This is a genomic window from Streptomyces sp. NRRL B-3229 (genome assembly GCF_000719505.1).
Classification (GTDB): Bacteria; Actinomycetota; Actinomycetes; order Streptomycetales; family Streptomycetaceae; genus Streptomyces; species Streptomyces griseorubiginosus.
Genome location: NZ_JOGP01000041.1, coordinates 1 through 21,709 on the forward strand (window position 1 = coordinate 1; position 21,709 = coordinate 21,709).

Annotated in this window: 18 protein-coding genes and 4 pseudogenes; 12 read left to right on the plus strand and 10 right to left on the minus strand. The window is 69.6% G+C overall.

Annotated elements, in window-relative coordinates:
• Positions 1-487, plus strand: a pseudogene (locus IF54_RS0137525) (hypothetical protein); the annotation flags it as partial.
• Positions 488-615: 128 nt separating this feature from the next.
• Positions 616-1,128 carry a hypothetical protein gene (locus tag IF54_RS41825; protein ID WP_159002289.1) on the plus strand — a complete coding sequence of 171 codons (513 nt, stop codon included), beginning with the start codon at positions 616-618 and terminating at the stop codon, positions 1,126-1,128.
• A gap of 81 nt (positions 1,129-1,209) precedes the next feature.
• Here the strand turns inward: IF54_RS41825 and IF54_RS0137535 are convergent, their stop codons facing one another.
• The 4 genes from IF54_RS0137535 to IF54_RS0137550 all read right to left on the minus strand — a co-directional run bounded on the left by IF54_RS0137535 (position 1,210) and on the right by IF54_RS0137550 (position 4,682).
• Positions 1,210-2,166: a sigma-70 family RNA polymerase sigma factor gene (locus IF54_RS0137535; RefSeq protein WP_030327143.1), complete on the minus strand. Its 957-nt coding sequence runs from the start codon at positions 2,164-2,166 to the stop codon at positions 1,210-1,212.
• Positions 2,167-2,176: 10 nt separating this feature from the next.
• Positions 2,177-3,385 carry an NAD(P)/FAD-dependent oxidoreductase gene (locus IF54_RS0137540; RefSeq protein ID WP_030327144.1) on the minus strand — a complete coding sequence of 403 codons (1,209 nt, stop codon included), beginning with the start codon at positions 3,383-3,385 and terminating at the stop codon, positions 2,177-2,179.
• Positions 3,386-3,649: 264 nt separating this feature from the next.
• Complete coding sequence (locus IF54_RS0137545; RefSeq protein ID WP_030327145.1) at positions 3,650-4,009, minus strand: DoxX family protein; 360 nt, start codon at positions 4,007-4,009, stop codon at positions 3,650-3,652.
• A 190-nt stretch (positions 4,010-4,199) separates the two neighbouring features.
• Positions 4,200-4,682: a cupin domain-containing protein gene (locus IF54_RS0137550; protein ID WP_030327146.1), complete on the minus strand. Its 483-nt coding sequence runs from the start codon at positions 4,680-4,682 to the stop codon at positions 4,200-4,202.
• Positions 4,683-4,763: 81 nt separating this feature from the next.
• Between IF54_RS0137550 and IF54_RS0137555 the strand changes: the two genes are divergently transcribed.
• Positions 4,764-5,615 carry a LysR family transcriptional regulator gene (locus tag IF54_RS0137555; protein ID WP_234439160.1) on the plus strand — a complete coding sequence of 284 codons (852 nt, stop codon included), beginning with the start codon at positions 4,764-4,766 and terminating at the stop codon, positions 5,613-5,615.
• Positions 5,616-5,913: 298 nt separating this feature from the next.
• Here IF54_RS0137555 and IF54_RS0137560 read toward each other — a convergent pair whose 3' ends face one another.
• Genes IF54_RS0137560 through IF54_RS0137570 form a run of 3 tightly spaced genes read right to left on the minus strand, consistent with a single transcriptional unit; the run spans position 5,914 to position 8,726 of the window.
• Complete coding sequence (locus tag IF54_RS0137560) at positions 5,914-6,642, minus strand: GntR family transcriptional regulator (RefSeq protein ID WP_051735690.1); 729 nt, start codon at positions 6,640-6,642, stop codon at positions 5,914-5,916.
• Positions 6,643-6,669: 27 nt separating this feature from the next.
• Positions 6,670-7,407 (minus strand): aspartate/glutamate racemase family protein, encoded by a 738-nt coding sequence (locus IF54_RS0137565; RefSeq protein ID WP_234439161.1) that lies wholly within the window; start codon positions 7,405-7,407, stop codon positions 6,670-6,672.
• Positions 7,404-8,726, minus strand: a complete 1,323-nt coding sequence (locus tag IF54_RS0137570; RefSeq protein WP_051735691.1) for a dicarboxylate/amino acid:cation symporter — start codon at positions 8,724-8,726, stop codon at positions 7,404-7,406. Before IF54_RS0137570 ends, IF54_RS0137565 begins: the two co-directional genes overlap by 4 nt.
• Before the next feature lie 191 nt (positions 8,727-8,917).
• On the opposite strand from IF54_RS0137570, the gene IF54_RS43150 reads away from it, so the two are divergent.
• From IF54_RS43150 to IF54_RS43155, 6 genes and pseudogenes are all read left to right on the plus strand, one after another.
• Positions 8,918-9,100, plus strand: coding sequence for a hypothetical protein (locus IF54_RS43150; protein WP_030327157.1), 183 nt, complete (start codon positions 8,918-8,920; stop codon positions 9,098-9,100).
• A 74-nt stretch (positions 9,101-9,174) separates the two neighbouring features.
• Positions 9,175-9,588, plus strand: a complete 414-nt coding sequence (locus IF54_RS40650) for a hypothetical protein (protein ID WP_051735692.1) — start codon at positions 9,175-9,177, stop codon at positions 9,586-9,588.
• Entirely contained in the window at positions 9,585-10,316 is a 732-nt protein-coding gene (locus IF54_RS43770) for a hypothetical protein (RefSeq protein WP_030327160.1), read from the plus strand. Before IF54_RS40650 ends, IF54_RS43770 begins: the two co-directional genes overlap by 4 nt.
• Positions 10,313-13,843 (plus strand): WD40 repeat domain-containing protein, encoded by a 3,531-nt coding sequence (locus IF54_RS0137590; RefSeq protein ID WP_234439162.1) that lies wholly within the window; start codon positions 10,313-10,315, stop codon positions 13,841-13,843. The genes IF54_RS43770 and IF54_RS0137590 overlap by 4 nt, the downstream gene beginning before the upstream one ends.
• A gap of 38 nt (positions 13,844-13,881) precedes the next feature.
• A complete protein-coding gene (locus IF54_RS0137595; protein WP_159002291.1) occupies positions 13,882-14,937 on the plus strand; it encodes a hypothetical protein in 1,056 nt (351 codons plus the stop codon).
• Between the two features lie 266 nt (positions 14,938-15,203).
• A pseudogene (locus tag IF54_RS43155) lies at positions 15,204-15,346 on the plus strand (IS5/IS1182 family transposase); the annotation flags it as partial.
• Here the strand turns inward: IF54_RS43155 and IF54_RS44275 are convergent.
• The 3 genes and pseudogenes from IF54_RS44275 to IF54_RS0137610 form a co-directional block, all read right to left on the minus strand.
• A pseudogene (locus IF54_RS44275) lies at positions 15,346-16,035 on the minus strand (transposase); the annotation flags it as partial. The pseudogenes IF54_RS43155 and IF54_RS44275 sit on opposite strands and share 1 nt — an antisense overlap.
• Before the next feature lie 209 nt (positions 16,036-16,244).
• Positions 16,245-16,464, minus strand: a pseudogene (locus IF54_RS41845) (helix-turn-helix domain-containing protein); the annotation flags it as partial.
• Positions 16,465-16,637: 173 nt separating this feature from the next.
• Positions 16,638-16,994, minus strand: a complete 357-nt coding sequence (locus tag IF54_RS0137610) for a MerR family DNA-binding transcriptional regulator (RefSeq protein ID WP_030327163.1) — start codon at positions 16,992-16,994, stop codon at positions 16,638-16,640.
• Positions 16,995-17,550: 556 nt separating this feature from the next.
• Here IF54_RS0137610 and IF54_RS0137615 point away from each other — a divergent pair.
• The 3 genes from IF54_RS0137615 to IF54_RS0137625 all read left to right on the plus strand — a co-directional run bounded on the left by IF54_RS0137615 (position 17,551) and on the right by IF54_RS0137625 (position 21,653).
• Positions 17,551-18,750, plus strand: a complete 1,200-nt coding sequence (locus IF54_RS0137615; RefSeq protein ID WP_234439163.1) for a cellulose binding domain-containing protein — start codon at positions 17,551-17,553, stop codon at positions 18,748-18,750.
• Between the two features lie 26 nt (positions 18,751-18,776).
• Positions 18,777-19,961, plus strand: a complete 1,185-nt coding sequence (locus IF54_RS0137620) for a cellulose-binding domain-containing protein (RefSeq protein ID WP_030327166.1) — start codon at positions 18,777-18,779, stop codon at positions 19,959-19,961.
• Positions 19,962-20,156: 195 nt separating this feature from the next.
• Positions 20,157-21,653: a cellulase family glycosylhydrolase gene (locus tag IF54_RS0137625; RefSeq protein ID WP_030327167.1), complete on the plus strand. Its 1,497-nt coding sequence runs from the start codon at positions 20,157-20,159 to the stop codon at positions 21,651-21,653.
• The last annotated feature ends 56 nt before the right edge of the window (positions 21,654-21,709 follow it).

Below are 21,709 nucleotides of genomic sequence, written 5' to 3' on the forward strand. Positions count from 1 at the left end.
CGTCCTCACCGACGACGGCGACACACCGCACCTCGTCTCGGACGGCCATGTGCTGAGCCGGACCACCTATCCGCCGAGCTGGAGCGACGCCCCGCCGGACGCACGGCCCCCGCACACTCCGGCCGCCCTACGGGACTATCTCACCGAGATGGCTCACACCCACAGCACAGCTCCCCTGACCACAGATCAACTCCTGGATGCCGTACAGGAGTTGCTCGGGCATTGGACGCTCGGCGCCCGCGAGTCGGCCGCACTGGTCCGGCTCCTGGCGGATGCCGAGGGGCTGCGTCCGGCCGGGCGACTCACCGACCGGCTGGGACGACCGGGGGAGGCATATGTGTACGACGTCCCGGGTGCCCGGCGCATGCTGATCCTCGATCCCGGCACGGGCACCGTCCTCGGCCTGGAGACGACCGCTACCCAGGACGACCCCCGGGACGGGGTCGAGGCCGGGGCCGTGCTGGAGTACAACGCCTGGCTGCGTTGACCGCGGAGCGCCGCTTCGCCGACCCTGCCGTCCCACCACCAAGCCCCAAAGCTCCCTGTTCGCAGGGGACTCGAGGTGGAGGGTCTCGAAGCGCAGGTTCAGTGGGTGGTGACGAGGTCCTGGAGTTGGTGAGCGAGATCGGCGTTGGGCTGCGGGATGGCGCCGAGGCCGTCGATGCGGTCGACGGCCAGGTCGTCGACGGCGTCCTTGACGGTGTCTTCGGGGACGGCGGCCGCATTCTTGGGCAGATCGAGGAAGACGGTCAGGGCTCCGTCCGGGCCGGTGGTGGTGTCTACGACTTCGTGCGGGATGGGTGCGTACTGGCAGGGTTCGTGTTCGAGGGGTTCGATCTGGCGGGCCCAGCGTGCTTGTCACCGAACTTGAGGTGTTCAGGCGTTAGGTGGCAAAGACGGTGCGTGGACAGGCCGAACAGCAAGGTGATCGCGCACTGCGCACTGAGGGCCGCCTTCGACCAGACCGGCATGCTGCCCGAGCAGCTGTGGAGCGACCGCCTCCTCGACGAAGCCAGACACACCGCCGATCCCGTGCACTTCGTCCGCGTCTTCGGCATTCACCCCCACACCGCCGTCAGGTACGTCCACGCAGCCCACCCAGACAAGGCCCTGGCGAAAATCCGCTGAGGCGACACCAGTCCCCGCGCGGGGATCCGCGCCAGCTCCAAACGCGGATCTGGTCCTGGTGGAACGGCGGTTGGCGACGGATCACCATTGAGTGATGAGCGGCGTGTCCGGTTCGTGCTGCCTCCAGTCTTCGGTAAGGCGGACGAGGCGGGCGGGGGCGGCAATGCCGCGCACCGTTGCGATCTTGCCTCCTGCGATGTCGAACGTCACGGCGCCGATAACCTGGTCGCCGCTCAAGAAGAGGATGGCGGGCGCGCCGTTGACGAGCGCGTAGTAGACGGCGGGTGTGCCACCTGCGAGTCGCCGTTTCGCGGGGGTGGGTTTGAAGCCGGCCCGCGCGACGGCGGCGATGCGTTGCGCGCTGTCGAACTGAAGCAGCTTCTCGGTCATTCCGGCGCCGTCGGAGATCGCGGTGGCGTCGTCGGTGAGCAGCGCGACCAGCCGTTCGGTGCGGCCCGACGAGGCTGCTGCGAGAAATTCCTCGACGATCCTGCGGGCGGATGCCGGATCGACTTCGTCTTTGCCGCTGCGGCGCGCGCCGGTGATGCGGCGTCGGGCCCGGTGGAGGTGCTGCTGGCTTGCGGATTCGGTGAGGTCGAGGATCTCGGCGATCTCGGCGTGGCTGTGGGAGAACGCTTCGCGCAGGACGTAGACGGCCCGCTCGAGGGGGGACAGGCGTTCTATGAGTGTCAGTACGGCGAGGGAGACCGATTCGCGCTGCTCGAAGGTCTCGGCCGGGCCGAGCATCGGGTCGCCGTCGAGGAGCGGTTCGGGCAGCCAGGCGCCGGCGGTGCGTTCGCGGCGGGCCCGGGCCGAGCGGAGCCGGTCCAGGCAGAGGTTGGTGACGACCTTCGTCAGCCATGCTTCCGGCACCTTGATCCCCTGTAGGTCGGCGGCCTGCCAGTGCAAGAACGCGTCCTGCACGGCGTCCTCGGCATCGACAGCGGAGCCCAGCAGCCGGTAGGCCAGCGAGGCCAGCCGGTTCCGGCTGGCCTCGAACCGGCTGTTGTCGAAGCGATCGGTCGCGGTGTTGTCCATGCGGGTGACCTTAGGCGGCCGCGCGAGGCGCCTGGTCGGCGGACGCGTGCGGTGCGGCGGCCAGGCGGTGCTTGCGCTTGGGCAGGCCGAAGGTCGGGTGCGAGGTGGTCCACAGAGACATCTTGAGGATTGCCGCCTTGATCTGCGCTGCCTTGCGGCCGCCCACATACTTCGGCTTCGCCCGCCCCTCACTGTCGACCATCTGCAGGATCCCGTCCCGCCGCCCGAGGCTGATGTGGTTGCCCAGGTACTCCAGCTTGGTGTTCGGGACCTTGCGGCCGGTCAGGCGCCCCACGATCGCGGCCGCGGCCTGCATGCCGGTGCAGCCGGCCGAAGCGCAAGACATCGGCAGCGAGCGGCCGTTGTCGCCGATCGCGTAGGCGCCGTCGCCGACGGCATAGACGTTCGGGTGCGAGAGGGACCGCATGGTGCGATCGACGACGATCCGACCGTTCTCGGTGACCTCCAACCCGCCGACGGCAGCGATGCGGCTGACCGCGAACCCGGCCGTCCACACGGTTGCGTCCGACGCCAGGGCGGAGCCGTCGGCACACAGCACCCGCGCCGCCTCAACGGCTTCGACCTCGGTGTGCTCCCAGACGGTGATGCCCAGCCGGTCGCAAGCATGACGCAGGTGGCTGCGGGCTCCGGCGGAGAGCTGAGCGCCCAACTCGCCGCGGGCAACCAACGCCACCGACAGGCCGGGCCGCGATTCGGTGATCTCAGTGGCGGTCTCGATGCCCGTCAACCCGTCGCCGACGACCAGCACATGCCCGCCTGCACCCTGCCTGCTCAGGCTGTCCAGGCGCTCGCGCAGGCGCAACGCCGAGGGCCGGCCGGCGACGTCGAAGGCGTGCTCGGCCACGCCGGGGATGCCGTGGTCGGCACGGTGGCTGCCGAGCGCGTAGACGAGCGTGTCATAGCCCAGCTCGCACCCGCCGTCGGCATCGGCCAGGGCGACGACCCGGCGCTCGGGGTCAACGGCGGTGACACGGGCCACGCGCAACCGCACCCCCGTGCCCGCGAAGACGTGGGCGAGCTGGGGAGCCTCGATCTTCCGGCCGGCCGCGAGCTGGTGCAGCCGCAGTCGCTGGACGAAGTCCGGCTCGGCGTTGACCACGGTGATCTCGGTGCCCGCCGGGGACAACCGGCGGGCCAGGGTTCCGGCCACGTAGGACCCGGCATAGCCGGCGCCGAGGACGACGATGCGGTGCTTCATGTCTCGCTCCTGTCGGTTGGCTTGCTCCCGACCACTTGAGCGGGACAGCATCCCGATCCCTGACAGGAACCGCGTGTGACGTGAGTCACGGTCTGGGGCGAGCGATCCTCGGCCAGGCCGCAGACCAAAAATTGTCAGTTCGGCAGGGAACTGTTCGCCGGCACCGCCGAGCTCGCGCGCGTCACCGGGTGGAGCGCCCTCGACATGGGCCACCACGCCCAGGCGCGGCACGCCCTGGGGTCGCATTTCCGGTCCAGACTGCGATCACATCCCGGCGGCCAGCCAGACCGTCACGACCGCGGTCGCGGCGAGCCCGACGTTCAGTGCGATCCGGCGGTCCTCACCGGTCACGTGCGTGGCGATCGCACCGGCCTGCAGGAGGACGAAGCCGATGGCCGCGGCCGGCGCCAGCCAGGGCGCGATGCCGGTCAGCGGTGGCAGGATCAGGCCGACTGCGCCGAGTATTTCGACAGTTCCCAGCGCCCTGAGTGCGGGCAAGGGTACGCGGTCGACCCAGACCATCATCGGGCGGAGTTGATCGCGGCTACGGACCACCTTCAGCGTGCCTGCGTAGCAGTAGAAGAGGGCGAGCAGTCCCGCGACGATCCAGAAGGCGATGTTCATTGTTCCCGTTCATGGGCCACCGGTCCGCGGAGCCCTGTTGATTGCGTTGGTTGCGTTGGTTGCGTTGGTTGCCAGGCAAACCCCTGGAGATGGACCGGTCCGTCGTCCGAGGGGCACGAAAAGCGCCAGCGTCACGGCCTTGCCGGCCGGAAGAAGGGGCGGTTGGGCTGTCTGTTCCGTCCCGCCGGCTTCAGGCGGGCTCGGTCGCGTAGCGGCTCATCGCGTCGATGTTGGCTTGCCGCGTCAGCGGCCGGCCGCCGACGAACGCCTCCCGGAGGTCTCGGAAGTACTGCACGTACAGGTCGGGGGTGAAGGTGCTGAGCATGACGGCGGGCTGGTCGGTCAGGTTGGCGAAGGTGTGCGGGGTGCCTGGCGGAACCATCACGAGCGTGCCCGGGGTCGCGTCGTAGTCGTCGTCTCCGACGGTGAATCGCACAGTGCCGGACAGGACGTAGAAGCCCTCGTCGTGCTGGGCGTGGCGGTGCTGCGGTGGTCCCTGGGTGTGCGGGGCGAGCACAGACTCGGCGATGGCGAGTCTGTGCCCGGTGTGGCTGCCGTCCTCCAGAACGCGCATGCGTGTGGTGCCAAGAACGGTCGTCTCACCCTCGCCAGGGCCCACCACCGATACGGCGGGGTGGGCCTGCGGCTCTCTGGGCTTGGCTTCTTCGGTCATGCTCACCAGTGCACCGCCAAGGCGCCGCCGGTGTCCAAGACCCATGCTGCAACGCCGATATCGCCTGGGTATCGTTGCAGCGTGGAGCTACGGACCCTGCGCTACTTCGTGACGGTTGCCGAAGAGCTCCACTTCGGCCGCGCTGCCACCCGACTGCACATGAGCCAGCCGCCGCTGAGCCGGGCGATCAAGCAGCTGGAGGCCGACGTCGGGGCCCTGCTCTTCACCCGCTCACCGACCGGCGTCACGCTCACCCCGGTGGGAACGGTGCTGCTCGACGAGGCGCGGGCCCTGCTGGAGCATGCCGACCGCGTCCAGGTCCGCGTCAGCGCGGCCGCCGGCACCGCGACCCTCACCGTCGGCATCCTGGGCGACAGCACCGACCCCGGAGCATCCAGACTGGCCGCCGCCTGGCGCCGAACCCACCCCGGCATCGACATCCGCATCCGCGACACCGACCTGACCGACCCGACGTGCGGGCTGCGAAGCGGACTAGTCGACGTCGCCCTCACCCGCGCGCCGTTCGACCAGACCGCCCTGACGGTGCGTGCGCTGCGCACCGATCCGGTCGGCGTGGTCCTGCGCGCCGACGACCCGCTGGCCCGCCGCGGCCAGTTGCGGCTGGCCGAGCTTGACGACCGCCGCTGGTTCAAGTTCCCGCCAGGCACCGACCCCATCTGGCAGTCGTACTGGAACGGCGGCAGCCTGCGCGAGGGGCCGGTGGTGCGCGCCGTTCAGGAATGCCTACAGGCCGTGCTGTGGAACGGCACAGTCGGACTGGCCCCCCTCGGACACGACCTGCCCGCAGAGCTGGCTCTGGTACCACTGACCGACATGGCACCAAGCCACGTCGTAGCGGCATGGAACGAAAGCGACACCAACCCCCTGATCCGATCCTTCACCGACATCGCAACCACCGCATACCGCAACTGAACACCGGCAACCGCTGCCGCACCCAGTGAAACAAGCCACTGGTTAGATCTTGAAGAGGGCTTCCTCGTGTGGCGTGATCGGAGGGTCGAGGGCGTCGCGGAGGCGGGTGATGTCCTGGCGCGGTTCCGATGGGCCGTAGTTCGACCATGCAGGCTCGCCGTCAGGGTGCTGCGCCTGTTCACCAGGCCCGGTGCACCGGGGCCGACGGTGGCCGGGGCGCGGGGCCCCTTCGGTGCAACTCGGTGTCGTGAAGGATCAGACGCCACGCCAGCCGTTGGGGGTGCGTTGGAGCCCGCACTCACCCGGCTACAGGGCGACCAACTGCCGGAGCCAACCGATCCTCGCCCGTCCCCGCCTCGGCGAACTGATTGGTGTCGAACAACTCGTTGATGTGTCCCCCGAGTTCGGACCAGTGCTGTCCGGAGAGCTCGGCAGCGGCACGGGCGTCACCAGTGGCGCAGACCTGCACGAGCTGGTCGTGGTGCTCGATGGTGTTGCGGCCACCGAGAAGCGTGGAGAACTTCCGGTGAAGGATCCGGTGGATCTGCGGGTGGAGCTGATCGACGATCCTGCTCAGCACAGGGTTGTCGGCCGCCCCGATCGGTACAGCATGGAAGCGGTCGTCGGCCGCGAGCGCGGCAGCGGTGTCGTTGGCAGCGACGGCCCGCTCGAAGTCCCGGTTGGCCTCGCGCATGCGCTGAAGGTCCTGCCTGGTCATGACCGGAACGGCCGTCTCGACAGCGAGTTGGTCGAGGGAGCGCAGGACCGCGAGGGTCTTTTCGACGTCCCGGCGGTTGAGCGTGGTGATGCGCGTGTAGACGCCGGGCTTGGCCTCGACCAGACCGATGTCGGCGAGCCGGGCGAGCGCCTCCCGCACCGGGGTGCGGCTGAGGCCAAGGCGCTCGGCGAGGTCACCGTCCTTGACCTTTTCACCGGGGACGAGTTCGCCGCGCACGATGGAGTCGCGCAGACGGTGGAAGACCTCGTCGCTGAGAAGTCGGCGGGACACGGGCCTGTCGAGTGACATATTGCGTACAGTACATCGCTCTTGGGTTCATCCGGCGTCTCCGCTCGTGGCCAGGTTCACCAGGGCCTGGGCCAGCACGAGCGACGGGTCGACCAGGGGGACGTCCAGCTCCTTCGGGGGAAGCCCGAGGGGAATCTCGGTGCAGCCGGCGATCACTGCCTGCGCGCCCTGTTCGGTCAGGCGCCGCGCGGCGCGGGCCAGCAGCACGGTCGTCGATTCATCGCGGACGCCGGCCTTCACCGCCCGGACGGCGGTCATGACGTCTCGATTCTGGCCGACGTCGTCGGGCAGGACCAGGCGGATGCCGACCCGATCCAGCCACTCTTGATAGAGGCCCGCGCGCACGGTGCCGGTGGTGGCGAGCAGGCCGACGGTGTGGACGGGCGGGCTCATGGCGCTGAGGTGTCGTGCGACCTCGCCGATCATGTGGACGATGGGCAGGCCGACCTGGTCGGCGATGCGCGGGACGAAGGCATGGGCCGTGTTGCAGGGAATGGCGATGACGGTGGCCCCGGCCTCCCGCAGGACACGGCTGCCGTCGAGCAGCCAGGGGGTCGGGTCCGGGCCTTCGCCCAGCAGCGCCTCGGTGCGGTCGGGGATGGTCGGGTCGGACCAGATGACCGTCCGGAGGTGGTCCTGGTCGCTCGTGCCGGGGGTGGTCGAGACGAGCTTGGCGTAGAAGTCGGCGGTGGCCGCCGGGCCCATGCCACCGAGGATGCCGATGATCTCGGTGGCACGGGCAGGAGTGGAGGCAGGGATGGTCACCGGGCGGGTTCCTTGTCGAGGGCCGTAGCCTCGGGTCCGGCCACGGCGTGGGGGGTTTCGCGGGCGCCTCGTTTGGCTGCACGCCGGTTCTCGGAGCTGTCGACGACGGCGGCCGCGAGGGCGTTGCCGATGACGTTCACGCCGGTCCGGGCCATGTCCACGATGAAGTCGACGCCGAGGAGCAGGGCGATGCCCTCGGCGGGCAGGCCGAGGGAGTTGCCCGCGGCGATGAGGACGACGATCGAGGCGGAGGCGACGCCGGCCATGCCCTTGGAGAGGATCACCAGCACGCCGACCATGAGCAGCAGGGCGGGCAGAGAGGTGTCCGCGCCGTAGGCGTTGGCGAGGAAGACCAGCGCGGCCGCCTGGTAGAGGACGGAGCCGTCGGTGTTGAAGGAATAGCCGAGCGGGACGACGAAGGAGGTCGTGGAGCGGCTGACGCCGAAGTCCTCCAACTTGCCCATGAGGGGCGCCAGTACGGACTCGGAGCTGCGTGTGACGAAGGCGATGCCGACCAGCCCTGCGATGGACCTGAGGAGCTCGGTGTAGCGGATGCGGTAGAGCGCGGCGATGAGCGGGAAGAGGACGCCGATGACGATGGCCAGGCCCGCGTAGACCACCGCGATGAACCCGATCAGACTGCGCAGATTACCGAAGCCGTAGTAGGCGACGTCGTAGGAGATGAAGCCGAGCACGCCCAGGGGCGCGACGCGGATGACGTAGCCGACGACCTTGAACATCACCGCGGCGACAGACTCCAGGACGGAGGCGAAGGGCGCGGACTTCTCCCCGATCGCGGTCATGGCGACGCCCACGAGAAGGGCGAAGACGATCGCGCCGAGCAGGTTGCCCTCGCCGAACGCGGCGAAGATGTTCTTCGGAACGGCGTGCAGGACCAGCTCGTGGAAGTCGATGCCCTGGCTCAGACCGCCGAGGTCCTCGGCGTCGGCTCCGTGGACGGGGGCGCCCTTGCCGATCCCCGTGAGCTTGGCCAGTCCCACCGAGATCAGCAGGACGACGGTGGTGACGATCTCGAAGTAGAGGATGGCCTTGCCGGCGATCCGGCCGACCTTCTTGACCGACTCCATGCGGGCGATGCCCAGCACGACGAGCGGGAAGACCAGGGGCAGGACGACGACCTGCACCAGGTTCAGGAACACGTCTCCGAGGATCTTCATCTGCTCGCCCGCGGACGGGGCGAGGGACCCGATGAGGGCGCCCAGTCCCACGGCGATGACCGACTGGATGCCGATCGGCATGCGGAGACAGCGCCGCCAAAGAGTCGTTGTGCTGGTGGTGCGGGCTTGAGTGGTGTCCACGAGACCTCCTGGCGTACGCAATATATTGCGTTCTGCATGTTGGTCGGCAACACTGAAGCCGAAGACGGTGGCCTGTCAAGGGGCATACAGCAGAGCAAGGAGCAACAGATGGCCGTACGCATCGGGCACGACCTGGTCGGGGACACAGAGGTGCCGTCGACGCTTACTGCGGCGTACACACGGTCCGGGCCATGGAGAATTTCGCGATCACCAAATCGACCATCGCCCAGTTCCCCGAGCTGATCGCCGCACTGTCCGCGGTCAAGCAGGCCGCCGCCCAGGCCGATCGCGACCCGTCGCCCGCCGGATGCAGGGCGGTGATCGCAGGCCAATTCAGCCGATACTTCAACAGACCGCAGCAGCTGTGTGCATGATGGGACGCCACGCCCTCTGGGGGGTGTACGACGGTCAGTAGGTACCGGCCGGGACAGCAGGGGGCGCGGGGACGATGATGACGTGGGCCGAGGCCATGGCAAGCGGTGCGGGCGGTGGTCTGATCGCCGAGGCGGTCGTCACCTTCGGGCGATTGCGTTCCTGGCAGCAAGCACGGCACGCCCAGCGGGCGGTGGCGGGTGACCTCCCACCAATCGGGGCGTTCATCGACCCGCCGGCTGACGGACTTGCTGCCCTGTTCCGAGTCCTGCTGGGCGGCATGGCGGGCTGGCTGCTCCACACAGAAGTGACCGGCGTGTACGCGGCTGTGGCCGTGGGCGCGTCCGCGCCGGCGCTGCTCGCCCAACTGGGCCGGTCCGCCACAGCCGACGGTGCTCTCCACAGCGCCCCCGGTGGCCGGGATCCGGGCGTTTCCCCGGCCTGGCCGGAGCCGGGTCTTCCGCCGGTGTCCGAGGAGGCAAAGCCGTGACCGCGAGCCCGATCGCCAGGCGCTCCTGGCGGTCCTTCATCGACGCACAGTCACCTGGCACGCCCCGGACGGTGGGCCGCGGCCGCGCAGGACACACCCTGTGGCAGCGGGTCAAGGCGTCGGTCCTCGGCTTCGACCTTCCGGTACGGCCCGCCCCGACTGCGGCGCCCCGAACGCCGGGCACGGTGCCCCGGCAGTCCGCCGGGGAGGGATCCCGCAACCAGCAGCCAGACGTCCGACCCGCTCTGGGGTGGTTCGAACTGCCCGCGCTGTCCCCAGGCGGCGCCCTGACCGCCGCGGGCGGTGATGCGGTGGTGCTGGAGACCGCCGGGCCCGACGGCCGCGTCACCTTTCTGGTGCGGAGTGTCGGCGTAGGCGAGCCCTCGTACAGCCTGGAGTTGGTCCTGCGCGACGACGACGTCCGGCCGCTGATGTGCCAGATCCGCTACGCCCGGCCCGACGGCCGCATGCGGGAGCTGCTCGTACCGGTGGTGCGGGGGCCGGTCGGACCTGCGGCGTCATACGTCCGGCTCCCGGGATTCTCCATCGGAGCAGCCTGGACGGCCTCGGTTGCCATTCCGGTGGGGCCGGAGTCCGACTGGGACACCGACACGGTGACCGCCTCGATCGAGGCGACCCTCAACGAAGCGACCCGCGAGGCCTGGCGGCGAGTGCGCGAACGCGTCGGCGACGGCCTGCGCGGCGTCATCGACGATGCGCTGCGGTGACGGCCACTGACGTGCCCGGGCCCACCGGGGAGGCAAGCCACGGTGAACGGCCGCCCCGGCGCCCAGCGGGGGCCGGGGCCGGACACTTCCCGGAGCGGGCCGCGCTCGAAGCCGTGCTGGAGGGGGCGACGAGTCCGCAGGCATCCTTGAAGGAACTGCTCGGCGAGCGGCAGCTGTGGTGGAAGTGCTGCGCAGAGGCGGTACGCGCCGACCCTGCATGGTTCGCGGACGAACGTTCCGGAGACCTGGCCTCCTGGCTCGATGCGACGGCGCCGGACCGGGCGGGCAGCCCGGTGCCGTCCGCCCGTCAGACCTACCTGCTGGGCCGGGCTCTGAGTCCGCCGGAGGGCCGGGTGGAGGACCACGACGAGGACCTGGCCCGGCTGCTGGAGACCTGGCGGTGGAGCGGACTGCTCTCCCACGACGCACTGCCCCGGCCCGGGCAGCCGTCCGGCGGTCAGAGCGGCGGCCTGCCACCGGAGATCACGACCCGGCTGGACGACGTCCGTGAACGGATTGCGCGGCTGCGCCCGCACACTGAAGGCGGCCGGCCGGAGCCGAGCGGGCCCGGGAACGTGCTGGTGATCGCCGCGCTGCTGATGGCGGGCGCCAAGGTTCGCAAAGCGCCCGTCGTGCGGGTGCCGGTGGTGTTCGGACAGTCCGCGGACGGTCCCGACCGGGCTGCGCCGGAGCTGGGGGTCACCGGTGTTCTGGAGCTGCGCGAGTTCCCCGCAGGGCCGGCCGGGCTGTACCCCGATCCACGGGCGATGGCTGGGACGCACAGCCCGAACGGGCAGTTCGCCACAGCTGTGGGCCGTGCGTGGCGGGCAGCCGGCGCCGGGCGCGAGGGCCGCTGCGTGCTGTGGCGCATCGTCATGTCCGACGATCCGCTGCCGCCGCAACGGATCGAGGGTCCCTCTCTGGGCGTGGCCTTCGCCTTGGGCCTGCGCGAGTTACTGCGCCACCCGCGGTCTCGTCGGCCCAGCGGTGCCTGGATCCGAGGCGCTTTCTACGGGCTGAGGCCACGGACTGCGGTGACGGGGGCCCTGGGTGACGGTGAACACCTGCTCAAGATCAGCGGGATGGAGGTCAAGCTGCTGACCGCGCGCCGTAAGGGACTTCGCCTGGTGGCGCCCGAGGCGAACCGGGCGGACGTCGCCCACGCGCCGGTACCGGGCGACGTGCGTTTTGCGGCGACCTTGCAGCAGGCCGACCGGTACGCCCGGCAGTTCCGCACCGGTCGGCTGGTGACAGCCCTGGCGTTGGTCTTCGCGGCCTCGCTGTCGGGGCTGGCTGTCCAGTACCTGAGCACCGGGGCGAAGACCCGGCTGGAGAACGCCCACCGCCTCGCCGACGTGTCAGAGAGCCTGATCTCCAGCGATGTCGGGCTCGCCGAGCTGTTTGCCGTGCAGGCCTACCGTCAGCACGCCGACGCGCTGACCCGTCGGGCACTCTTCCGGGCGGTCACTGCCAGCCCGCACATGGTCGGCAGTGTCCGGGCCAGCGGGCCGGTTTCCGCGCTGGCGACTACGCCGAACGGCGGTGCCCTGCTCGCAGGGACCCAGGACGGTGAAGTCGAGCGGTGGACGGTCACCGCAACGACAGCGGGCCGCAGGCAGCAGGTCGGCCGCATATCGGGGCAGGTCACCGCAGTAGCGTCGGATGCCTCTGGTGACGTTGTCGCGGCGATCGGCCACGACTCGGTCGGTGTCTGGAAGGGCGCCGACCCGGCCCCAGCCCCGAGCCTCCCCAAGGGACAGCAGCCCACCGCCGTGGGGGTCTCCCCGTCGGGACGCTTCGTCGTCGTGACGACGGCCACCGGGTCCTTCGACGTCCCGCCCACGGCGTGGGTGCTGGACAGGTCCACGGCAGACACCAGCCGCCTCGACCTCGCGGACATGGACACGGCTCCGGATGCCATCGCCTTCTCCGATGACTCGCACCTGATGCTGTTCGACGGTGGCGGCACGTGGGAGGAGCTCACCGTGCCGGGCCCGGTGCGCACCCGCGGGAGCACGATGAACTTCGGCAACCAGAACTACGCCTCCGCGCTTGCCCCGGACGGCAGCCACCTCACGTACAGCACCAGGGCCAGCTCCTTGCCAGTCTGGGCGTCAGTGGGCTCCCCGGATATCGACAAACCACCACTGTGGGCACGGTTCCCGGAAGGCGTCCCCGCAGCCCTGGCGCTCAGCCGCGGTGGCACTCGGGCAGCCGCAGCCCTCGGCACCGCCCTCTACGTGTCACGGACCACCACGCCGAACAAGCCCCCGTCCGAGCCTCTCGTCCTGCCCGGAGCCGGCACGGTCTCCGCCGGCGGCCTCGCTTTCCTCGGCCCGAGCGGCCACAAGCTCGTCTCCGCCGCCGGGGACCTGCTGAACCTGTGGGACCTCGACCGGCTGTCGAGGATCGCGACCCAGACGACGGTTGTCGCCGAGCCCTCCTGCAACGCATGTTTGGGACCGCGCGTCGCCCTCACCCCTGACGGCCGCACGGCGGCGGTTCTGAGCGGCAACGGAGTCACCCTCGATGTACGGAGCCTCGATCCGGCAGACGCTGGCCACCCGTCCGCGGTCCGACCGCAATTGCTGGACAAGGGGTACGGGGCGGTGGCTTGGAATGCCGACGGATCGCGGGTCATCGCGGTCTCGGAGGACGGGAGCGCCGCGATCTTCGACCCCGACAACGACATGCGTGTGTCGGGCAGATGGCCGGCTCTGCCCAACCCGCTCCAGCTCGACGACGCACCGGCGTTGCTCCAGTTCCTTCCGGGCGGCCGGGAAATGGCCCAGCTGGACGCCTCCGGCACGATCCGGATCAGAGAACCGGCCACCGGCCGGGTACTGCGCCAGACGGCCGGACCGCGCGACATGTCCCCGACCGTAAACGGGACCCAGGCAGGCCGCCAGGGGGAGGCGGCCCTGGACCGGCTGGCCGCCCACGCCGCCTTGATCAAGTACGACGACGCGAGCAGCCACCGGGAGATCCGGGTCGTCGATGCCGCCACGGGCAGCTACCACGTGATCGACGCAACGGACTGCGAGGGCCTCGCGTACGCGGATGACCAACTGCTCGTCCAACGAAGGTCCGGGGACATGGAAGTCTGGTCCCCGGACGGGGCCCGGCGGCTGGGGACGCTCGAGGGCACGCCCGGAACGGCCGTCGGACCTGTCGTCGGCGAAGGGCTCATCGCCGCGATCCCGGGCAACGAGAACACCATCCAGCTCCTCGACCGGCCATCGGGCGACGTGCTCGGCACTCTGCCCATCCCTGCGGGCCCGACATCCATATCCACGGGTCTGGCCTTCTCCGTGGACGGCACCCGTCTGGTCGCGGCGACCGAGTTCCGCAGGGCGGAGGGCGACGCCGACACCGTCGAAGGTATGGGCACTCTGATCAGCTGGCGACTCGACCCGAACTCGTGGATCAGCGCCGCGTGCAGCTCGGCCGGACGGGAGCTGACCCCAACCCTCTGGAAGCAGTACCTGGGTTCCGACGCCCCGTCGAGTCTGCGCTGTGCAGCATGACGCTCGTCGGTCGGCGGGACGAAGGACCGGTGAGGAACATGAGCCCGCGCGCCGACCCGCGTCGCGGCCTGGCAGGGAGAGCGCCTCGTCCCCGGCACTGGGGCGTCGCCTGCGCCGCCCTGGTGGTCCTGGCATTGTCCGCGGCGGACTGCCGGGACGCGAGCGGCCCCGCCGGCAGCCCGGTCCCCGGCATGTCTGCCGGAGCCCTGCGGCAGGGCGGAGACAGCGTCATCACGCTGCCCGGCAACTCCGCCGCCGCATCACTGGCCCTCGCACCCGACGGGACACTCTGGGTCGCAGAGAGGGCTGTCGGCGGCGTCGCCAGGATCGCCCCTTCGGGGACCATCACCCAGCACCGGCTTTCCGAACGGGGTGGCGGCGAGGTCTCCGGCATCGCACGTGCCGGGGATGGGACGGTCTGGTTCACCACAATCATGCAAATCGGGCGTCTGCACCCAGACGGAAGGATCACCCGCGCAGACTTCGGCTACCCGGAGTACCCGGAGGGGATCACCGTGGGCCCCGACGGAGCGGCCTGGTTCACCACCTTGGATCCTGCGATCGGCCGCGCCGACGCGACGACGGGGCAGCCGTCCATCATGGCGGTACTGCCCAGCACGATCGAGGTTCCCGCCGACAGCATCACGACCGGACCGGACCAGGCCGTGTGGTTCTCGCAGGTCGCCACGGAGCCAGGCGGCTCTGACGGCATCGGACGCGTGAGCATCGACGGAACGTATACGAGCTGGCCGCTGCCGCCAGGCACAGCACCGCACTACATCACCGCCGGGCCCGACGGGGCGCTGTGGTTCACGCAGCGCGGCGGCATCGGGCGCATCACCGTCCGCGGCGAGGTCTCGTCCTTCCCCGTACCGCAGGCCGAGCTCCCGAACTGCATCGCCCCGGGCCCAGAGGGCACGGTCTGGTTCACCACGGCCACCAAGGTCGGGCGGCTCGCGCCGTCGGGGAAGGTCACCCTGTGGTCCGTGCCTGGCGCGGTGGAGCTGAGTGCTCTCGTCGCCGTTCCGGGCGGAAGGTTCTGGCTGGCGGACAGCAAGGCGGACGTGGTCCGCCGCTTCTCGCCACCGCGTTGAACCAACGAGCGCCCGGTCGCGGCTTGCTACTACCCCGGCCGGCATTGGCCCAGGGCCACTCTTGCCACAGGCTGCCCGCCGAGAATCTCAACTGACCGATCAGACCCGGCGGGTCACGGCGCGATGGAGCCTTCCCGCTTGTCCGGGTGTGCCGAGAGGACGTAGCCGGTGGCGGAGAGGTTGGGCACGCCGAGGACCTCTATCAGCCGGACGAGTCGGCGCTGTGGCGTGCCTCGTCGACACTGCGGTCCACGCTTGAACACTGTGTCGTGGATAGAACCATCGCCTGGCGGCACGACTTCCGCCGCCTGCGCATCCGCTGGGAACGACGGGACGACATCCACTAGCCTTCCTCGGACTCGCCACCTGCCTCAGCACCTACCGGCACATGCAACGGCTTTGCTGCTGACCTTGCGGGGCGCAGGCGAGGTAAGAGACGATCTCGTCGGGCTTGCTGATGCTGCGGCGCGCCAGCATCCACCGCTGCCGGGTCGACTCGTCGCCGTCGAACTTCCCACAATCCGGGCCTACGGGGCGGCAGCCCAGTCGTAGAACCCGTCGCCCTTGGTTCCCGGCCCCGCCGACAGACGGTGCCACGCCTCGGGCGGGGCTTTGGCGAGGACGTGGTCTATGCGCGGGCCGTGGACTGGCTGGGACTTGGGCACGGCGACGACTTAGGACAGGTCGTGGTCTTCGAGGAAGCGTCGGAAGTGCGAGGCTTGTCCGTAGGCGGAATCCGCGGTGACCCAGGCGATGGCAAGCGGGGAGGCCAGGGTGCGGCGGATGATGTCCCGAGTGAGGTCGCCCTTGGTGGCGAAGGCGCGCTCGTCGGGTACGAAGCCGGTGTCGTCGAGGATGAATACGCCTTGCTGGTGACCGAGTTGTTGGGCCACGTAGGTCTGGAGGTCGTCGCGCAGGGCGTCGGCGTCCCAGCGGCTGTGGGAGAGGAGGTGTTGCAGGCCGTGTGGGGTGGTGTGGCCGGCGTACTCGGCGAGTTGCCGGCTGTTCTTGCGGCCGACCGGGCCGAGCAGCCCGCGGACGTAGTCCCGCATCCGCCGCCGGACCTTCAACTCGGCAGAAACGGGCTCCGGTCTGCAAGAAGAGTTCTTCGAGTTCCAGGTCCCAGGCGTTCGTCGGTACGTCGTGGATCACGACTCCGGACTGCTCGGAGGGTGGTCATCACATGGCGCGGACACACGTTGGGTGGACGGCCCGGCCCAAGACCGCCCCGCCCATGCCCAACTCCCCCTACACTCCTCATTGTTAGGCCGTTGACCAGCAGGAATACAGAAGTCCGGCTGGAGTACTAAGACGTCAACGGCCTCGTGTATGTAGCGATACACGGTCGCGATACCGACCTCGAACGCGTCGCCGAGTTGGGCGTAGGTGCCCCCGCACCGCAGGTGACGCAAGCAGAGGCAGAGCCTGCCGGCCGACGGGAAGTCGCTGCCAGCGCGTCCCGATCTCGTGTCGCAGAGCCCGCAGTTGCTCACTCAGGTAGCGCAGGGCGCGGCTGGACAGATCGATCGACGACGGGTACGCAAGCTGAGAAACTCCTGGCCAGCACGGGTAATCTTGGTCGTGACCCCAACCACCAGGAGCTTCGTCGCGTTGCACAGCTGGCCAACTCGCCCACGGCGCGATCAGGTTGGAAAGTGCCGTGAGGGAGGTCGGGCCCTGTTTGTCGATGCTCACCCGGCTCAGCCAGCCGCCCGTAGCGGGCATCCGGTGCCAACACGTGCCTCGAGCTCGGCCCACAGGGTGGCAAGCTGCGCCATACGCGCATCGACAACCTTGATCTTCTCCTTGAACAGCGCGGACAACGCCTCGGCGGTGTCGGGCGCGTTCCGCAGTTCCTCGCCGGTCTGTGCGATCTCGGCCAGCGAGAAGCCGAGCGTTTGTGCGGTTCGGACGTACTGCCGCCAGGGCACTGTCTCCGGCGCGAAGTCGCGATAACCGTTGGCCAGACGCCGCCCAGTGACGAGACCGATCTTTTCGTAGAAACGGATGGTGTCCCTGGTCAGTCCCGCTTGCGCGGCCAGCTCCCCGATACGCATGGCTCTCCCTGAACTGCGGACTTGACCACGCTGGTGTGGTTGGTCAGGAAGACACACAGCCGGGTCGACCCCGGCGAGATCGTCACCGACGTCCACTCCAGTCCCGTACCGTCCCGTACCGCCTGCCCCACGCTGTCACTGGCGCCTCCACCACCGACGGCGCCCCGGTCCAGATGTGAACCTGTAGCGGCGGCACCAAGCAGAGGCCGAACCCCACCCAACTGCACCCCCTGTCTGGGCAGGGCGCACGCCCAGCCCGGGCACGGCGAAAACTCCGACAACAACGCGACCCCTTGTCAGGGCCATGCCCCTCTTCTACAGTCCGGCCTTACGGACAGCGTGGGAGCGCTCCCACTAAGGGGCGCTCCAGCGCTCGCTTCCTCACTCCGACAGCAGTCCCGCACGCACGTCACGGCGCCCCGTCACGAAGAAGGCGGATCCCCCCATGCAGCTTCGTTCGAACCCCCGCTCCCCCGCCCGACAGCGCATCGCTGTGTTGCTGGCAGTGCTTTGCTGTGCCGCGTTACCCGTCGTGGCTGCGGCCGCCCAGCCACCCGTGGCGAGCACCGCCGTCACTGAAGTCCTGGGCAACGCGACCCACTTCGACGGGCTCGGGAGCCCCTACGGCGGCTGTGGTCTGCCGCAGCGCGAACTGGACAGCCAGGACTTCGTGGCGCTCAACGTGTTCAACACACCCGGCGACTACTCGGGCTCCTACCCGCGCCCGGTACCGGACTCAAGTGCATCGATCAAGGGTGCCTTCGACAACGGCCGCAACTGCGGCCGCTGGGTCAAGGTCACCATCGGGGACCACTGCTCCGGCACCAACGACGGAGCCCCTGGCCAGCCGTTCTGCCGCAACGGTTCCTGGGTGGCCGACCAGTACAACGGGGCCACCCTGACCATGGTCGTCGCGGACAGCTGTGCCGATTCCAACGCCTGGTGCCGGGACGACCCGAACCACCTCGACCTGGCGACCGGTTCCCTCAACCGCTTCCGGATCGGCGGCACCCCCGTGGGGGCGATGTACCCGGACCACTGGAACAACCGTCATGTCTCCTGGAGCTTCGTCCCGGCCCCGGACTACAGCGGCGACATCCGTATCGGCTTCCTCAGGGGAGCCCAGCGGTACTGGCCCGCCATCGCCGTCTCCCATTTGCCCAACGGCGTCCACGGCATCCAGTACCTGGCGAACGGCACCTGGACCGACGCCACCATGAACAGCGACATGGGGCAGTCCTACGTCATCGGCGCGACGGCCTCCGGCGGAAGCGACTTCACCATACAGATCCGCGACGCCGCCGACGCCTGGCTGGGCGGCGGTCGTGCGTACTCCTTCTCGCTGCCGTCGGGCTGCGCGGGAGGCTGCTCGCAGGACTACACCGCCGTCCCGTACACCACTGACACCTCTGGAGGGACACCGCCGCCCACTCCCCCGCCGAGCCCCTCCGGCGACACCGCCTGCTCGGCGCAGTGGAAGCTTACCGGCTCATGGCAGGGCGGGTACCAGGCCGACGTCACGGTCACCAACACCGGTTCCCGGCCGGTCACCGGCTGGTCGGTGCACCACACCCTGCCGGGCGGTGTGACCGTGGCGAACCGCTGGAACGCGGTGGTGGATCCGTCCCGCCCGGCCACCACCGTGCACAACGCCTCCTACAACGGCTCCCTGGCGCCGGGCGCGTCGGCGACCTGGGGGATGACGCTCAACGGCGACGACCGAGACCTCGGCACCCTCCTCTGCACCGCGTCCTGACTCCCGTCGAGAGAGTGATCATGGCCATGACTTCATTACGCGTGCGCCGCCACCGGCTGCCTCTGTGGGCACTGGTGCTGACCGTGGTGGCGGTTGCCCTTCCCGTCATCGCGACGTCGCGCGCACAGGGCGCCGCAACGGGTTGCACGGTCACGTACACCACCAACGAGTGGTCGGGCGGCTTCACCGCCCAGATCCGCGTCACGAACCTCGGCGCCGCCCTGAACGGCTGGCGGCTGGAGTGGGCCTACGGCGGCGACCAGCAGGTCACGTCCGCCTGGAACGCGCAGGTCATCCAGTCGGGCAGCGCGGCGACCGCCGTGAACGCCGCGCACAATGCCTTGCTCGCCGCCGGCGGGTCCGTGGACTTCGGCCTCCAGGGCACCTGGCGCACCGCCGACCCCGCCCCCACCGCCTTCGCCCTCAACGGCGCTGCGTGCGGCGGAACCGCGACTCCCACGCCGACACCGACACCGACTCCGACTCCGACACCGACACCGACACCGACGACGCCGGCCGAATGCGCCGGAGCCGGGGCGACCATCTGCTCCGACTTCGAGGACCAGAAGGGCACCGTGCCTTCGGGCGACTGGCAGACCACGGCACCAGACTGCCAGGGAACGGGGAAGGTCACTGTCGACACGTCCGTCGCCTACAGCGGCACCAGGTCCCTGCGCGTCGACGGCGGCACCGGCTACTGCAACCACGCCTTCGCAGCCTCCACCCGCGATCTGTCCTCCGTCGGGCCCGTGGTGTACGTGCGGATGCGGGTCCGGCACACCACCGCCCTGCCCACCAACCACGTCACCTTCGTGTCCATGCCCGACGCCTCACAGGGCGGCAAGGCACTGCGCGTCGGCGGGCAGAACGGCGCGCTGCAATGGAACCGCGAGAGCGACGACGCGACGCTGCCGGAACAGAGCCCGGCGGGTGTCGCGCTCAGCACCCCGCTGGCGACCGGCCGGTGGTTGTGCCTGCGGTACCAGATCGACACCACCGCCCAGTCCATGCGCACCTGGGTCGACGACCAGGAGATCACCGGACTGCGCGTGGACGGGGTGCCGACCCAGAACGTCGACGGGCAGTGGCTCGCCCGCAGGACCCCTCCCCGCCCCACCGGCCTGCGCCTGGGCTGGGAGAGCTACGGCACCGGGGACGACACCCTCTGGTTCGACGACGTGGCCCTGGGGTCCTCACCGATCGGATGCTGACGCCCCGCATGGAGTGCGCCGGGACAACAGGATCTCAACGAGCGACAGTCGCCGATTCCTTGATCCGTACGGCGCGCAGCACCCGCCTGGTGGACCGGTCAGCTGCCGGAGGCCCTCGGCCCGGGCCCTGGCTCACCCATCCGTCGATCAACTGGGCATCGAGCTCATCGCTCCCCTACGCAACGAGGAGATCAGGTGAAACGTCGTCACACCTTAATAGCCGCCAGCGCCGCCGGTGCACTGATCCTGGGTGGCCTTGCCCTCGCCACCCTGCCCGCATCGGCAGCCACGACCGGCTGCTCGGTCGCGTACAAGGTGCAGAGCGAATGGCCGGGAGGGTTCACCGCGGACCTGGCCATCACCAATCTCGGCTCCCCTGTGCGAGGGTGGACCGCGACGTTCGACTTCCCGGACTCCGACCAGAGGGTCACCAACGGCTGGAGTGCCAACTGGGCGCAGTCCGCAACCCACGTGTCCGCCACCAACCTCGACTGGAACGCAACGCTGGACACCGGCGGGTCGGCGTCCATCGGGTTCAACGGCGCGTGGAAGGGCGCCAATCCGCAACCCGCATCGGTTGCACTCAACGGCGTGACCTGTACCGGCTCGGTGACATCCCCGACCCCCAGCCCCACCACAACACCGACCGGCAGTCCCAGCGGTCCGGCCCCGGAGCTGAAGGTCTCCGGCAACAAGATCGTCACCGCGAGCGGCAAGCCGTACCGGCTGCTGGGCGTCGACCGCTCCAGCGGTGAATACGCGTGTGTGCAAGGCAAGGGACTGTGGGACGGCGGCCCGGTCGACCAGGCTTCCGTCGACGCGATGAAGACCTGGAACATCCACGCGGTACGCGTGCCGCTGAACGAGGAATGCTGGCTCGGACTCAACGGCTCGCCCAAGGGGACCGCTTACCAACAGGGCGTCAAGGATTACGTCGACCTGCTGGTCACCAATGGCATCACCCCGATCCTCGACCTGCACTGGACGCGAGGGGCCTATACCAACGGGCCGGACTGGCACTGCAAGGACGCCACCGCGACCTGCCAGAAACCCATGCCGGACGCGCAGTACTCCCCCCAGTTCTGGACCGGTGTCGCAGGCGCCTTCAAGGGCAACGACGCCGTCGTTTTCGATCTGTTCAACGAGCCGTACCCGGAGATCGCCGCCGCCTGGGACAAGACCGTCGGCTGGCAGTGCTGGCGCGACGGCGGCACCTGCACGGGCCTCCCGTACGAGACGGCCGGCATGCAGGACCTGGTCGACGCGGTCCGGGCCACCGGCGCGACCAACCTCCTCATGCTGGGCGGCCTTGAGTGGGCCAACGACATGCGCGAGTGGCTGACGCACATGCCGAACGACCCGCTGAACAACATCGCCGCGTCATGGCATGCGTACAGCTTCAACGCCTGTGCGACAGCGTCCTGCTGGGACACCCAAGTCGCGCCGCTCGCCCTACACGTGCCCGTCGTCATCGGTGAATTCGGCCAGGACAACTGCGGCTTCGACTACATGCAACAGTTGGTCGACTGGGCCGACGCGCACACCATGAGCTATCTCGCGTGGACCTGGAACCCCTGGGGATGCAGCAGTGGTGGCGTGCTCATCAAGAACTGGGCGGGCACCCCCGAACCCGGCGTCGGAGAGGGCCTGAAGGCCCACCTGATCAGCCAAGACCCCTACTCGGCCCCATAACCGAGTGCCCAGGGCCTCTCTCCCGGGTCGTCGACGGCGCGCACCGACCGGTGCGG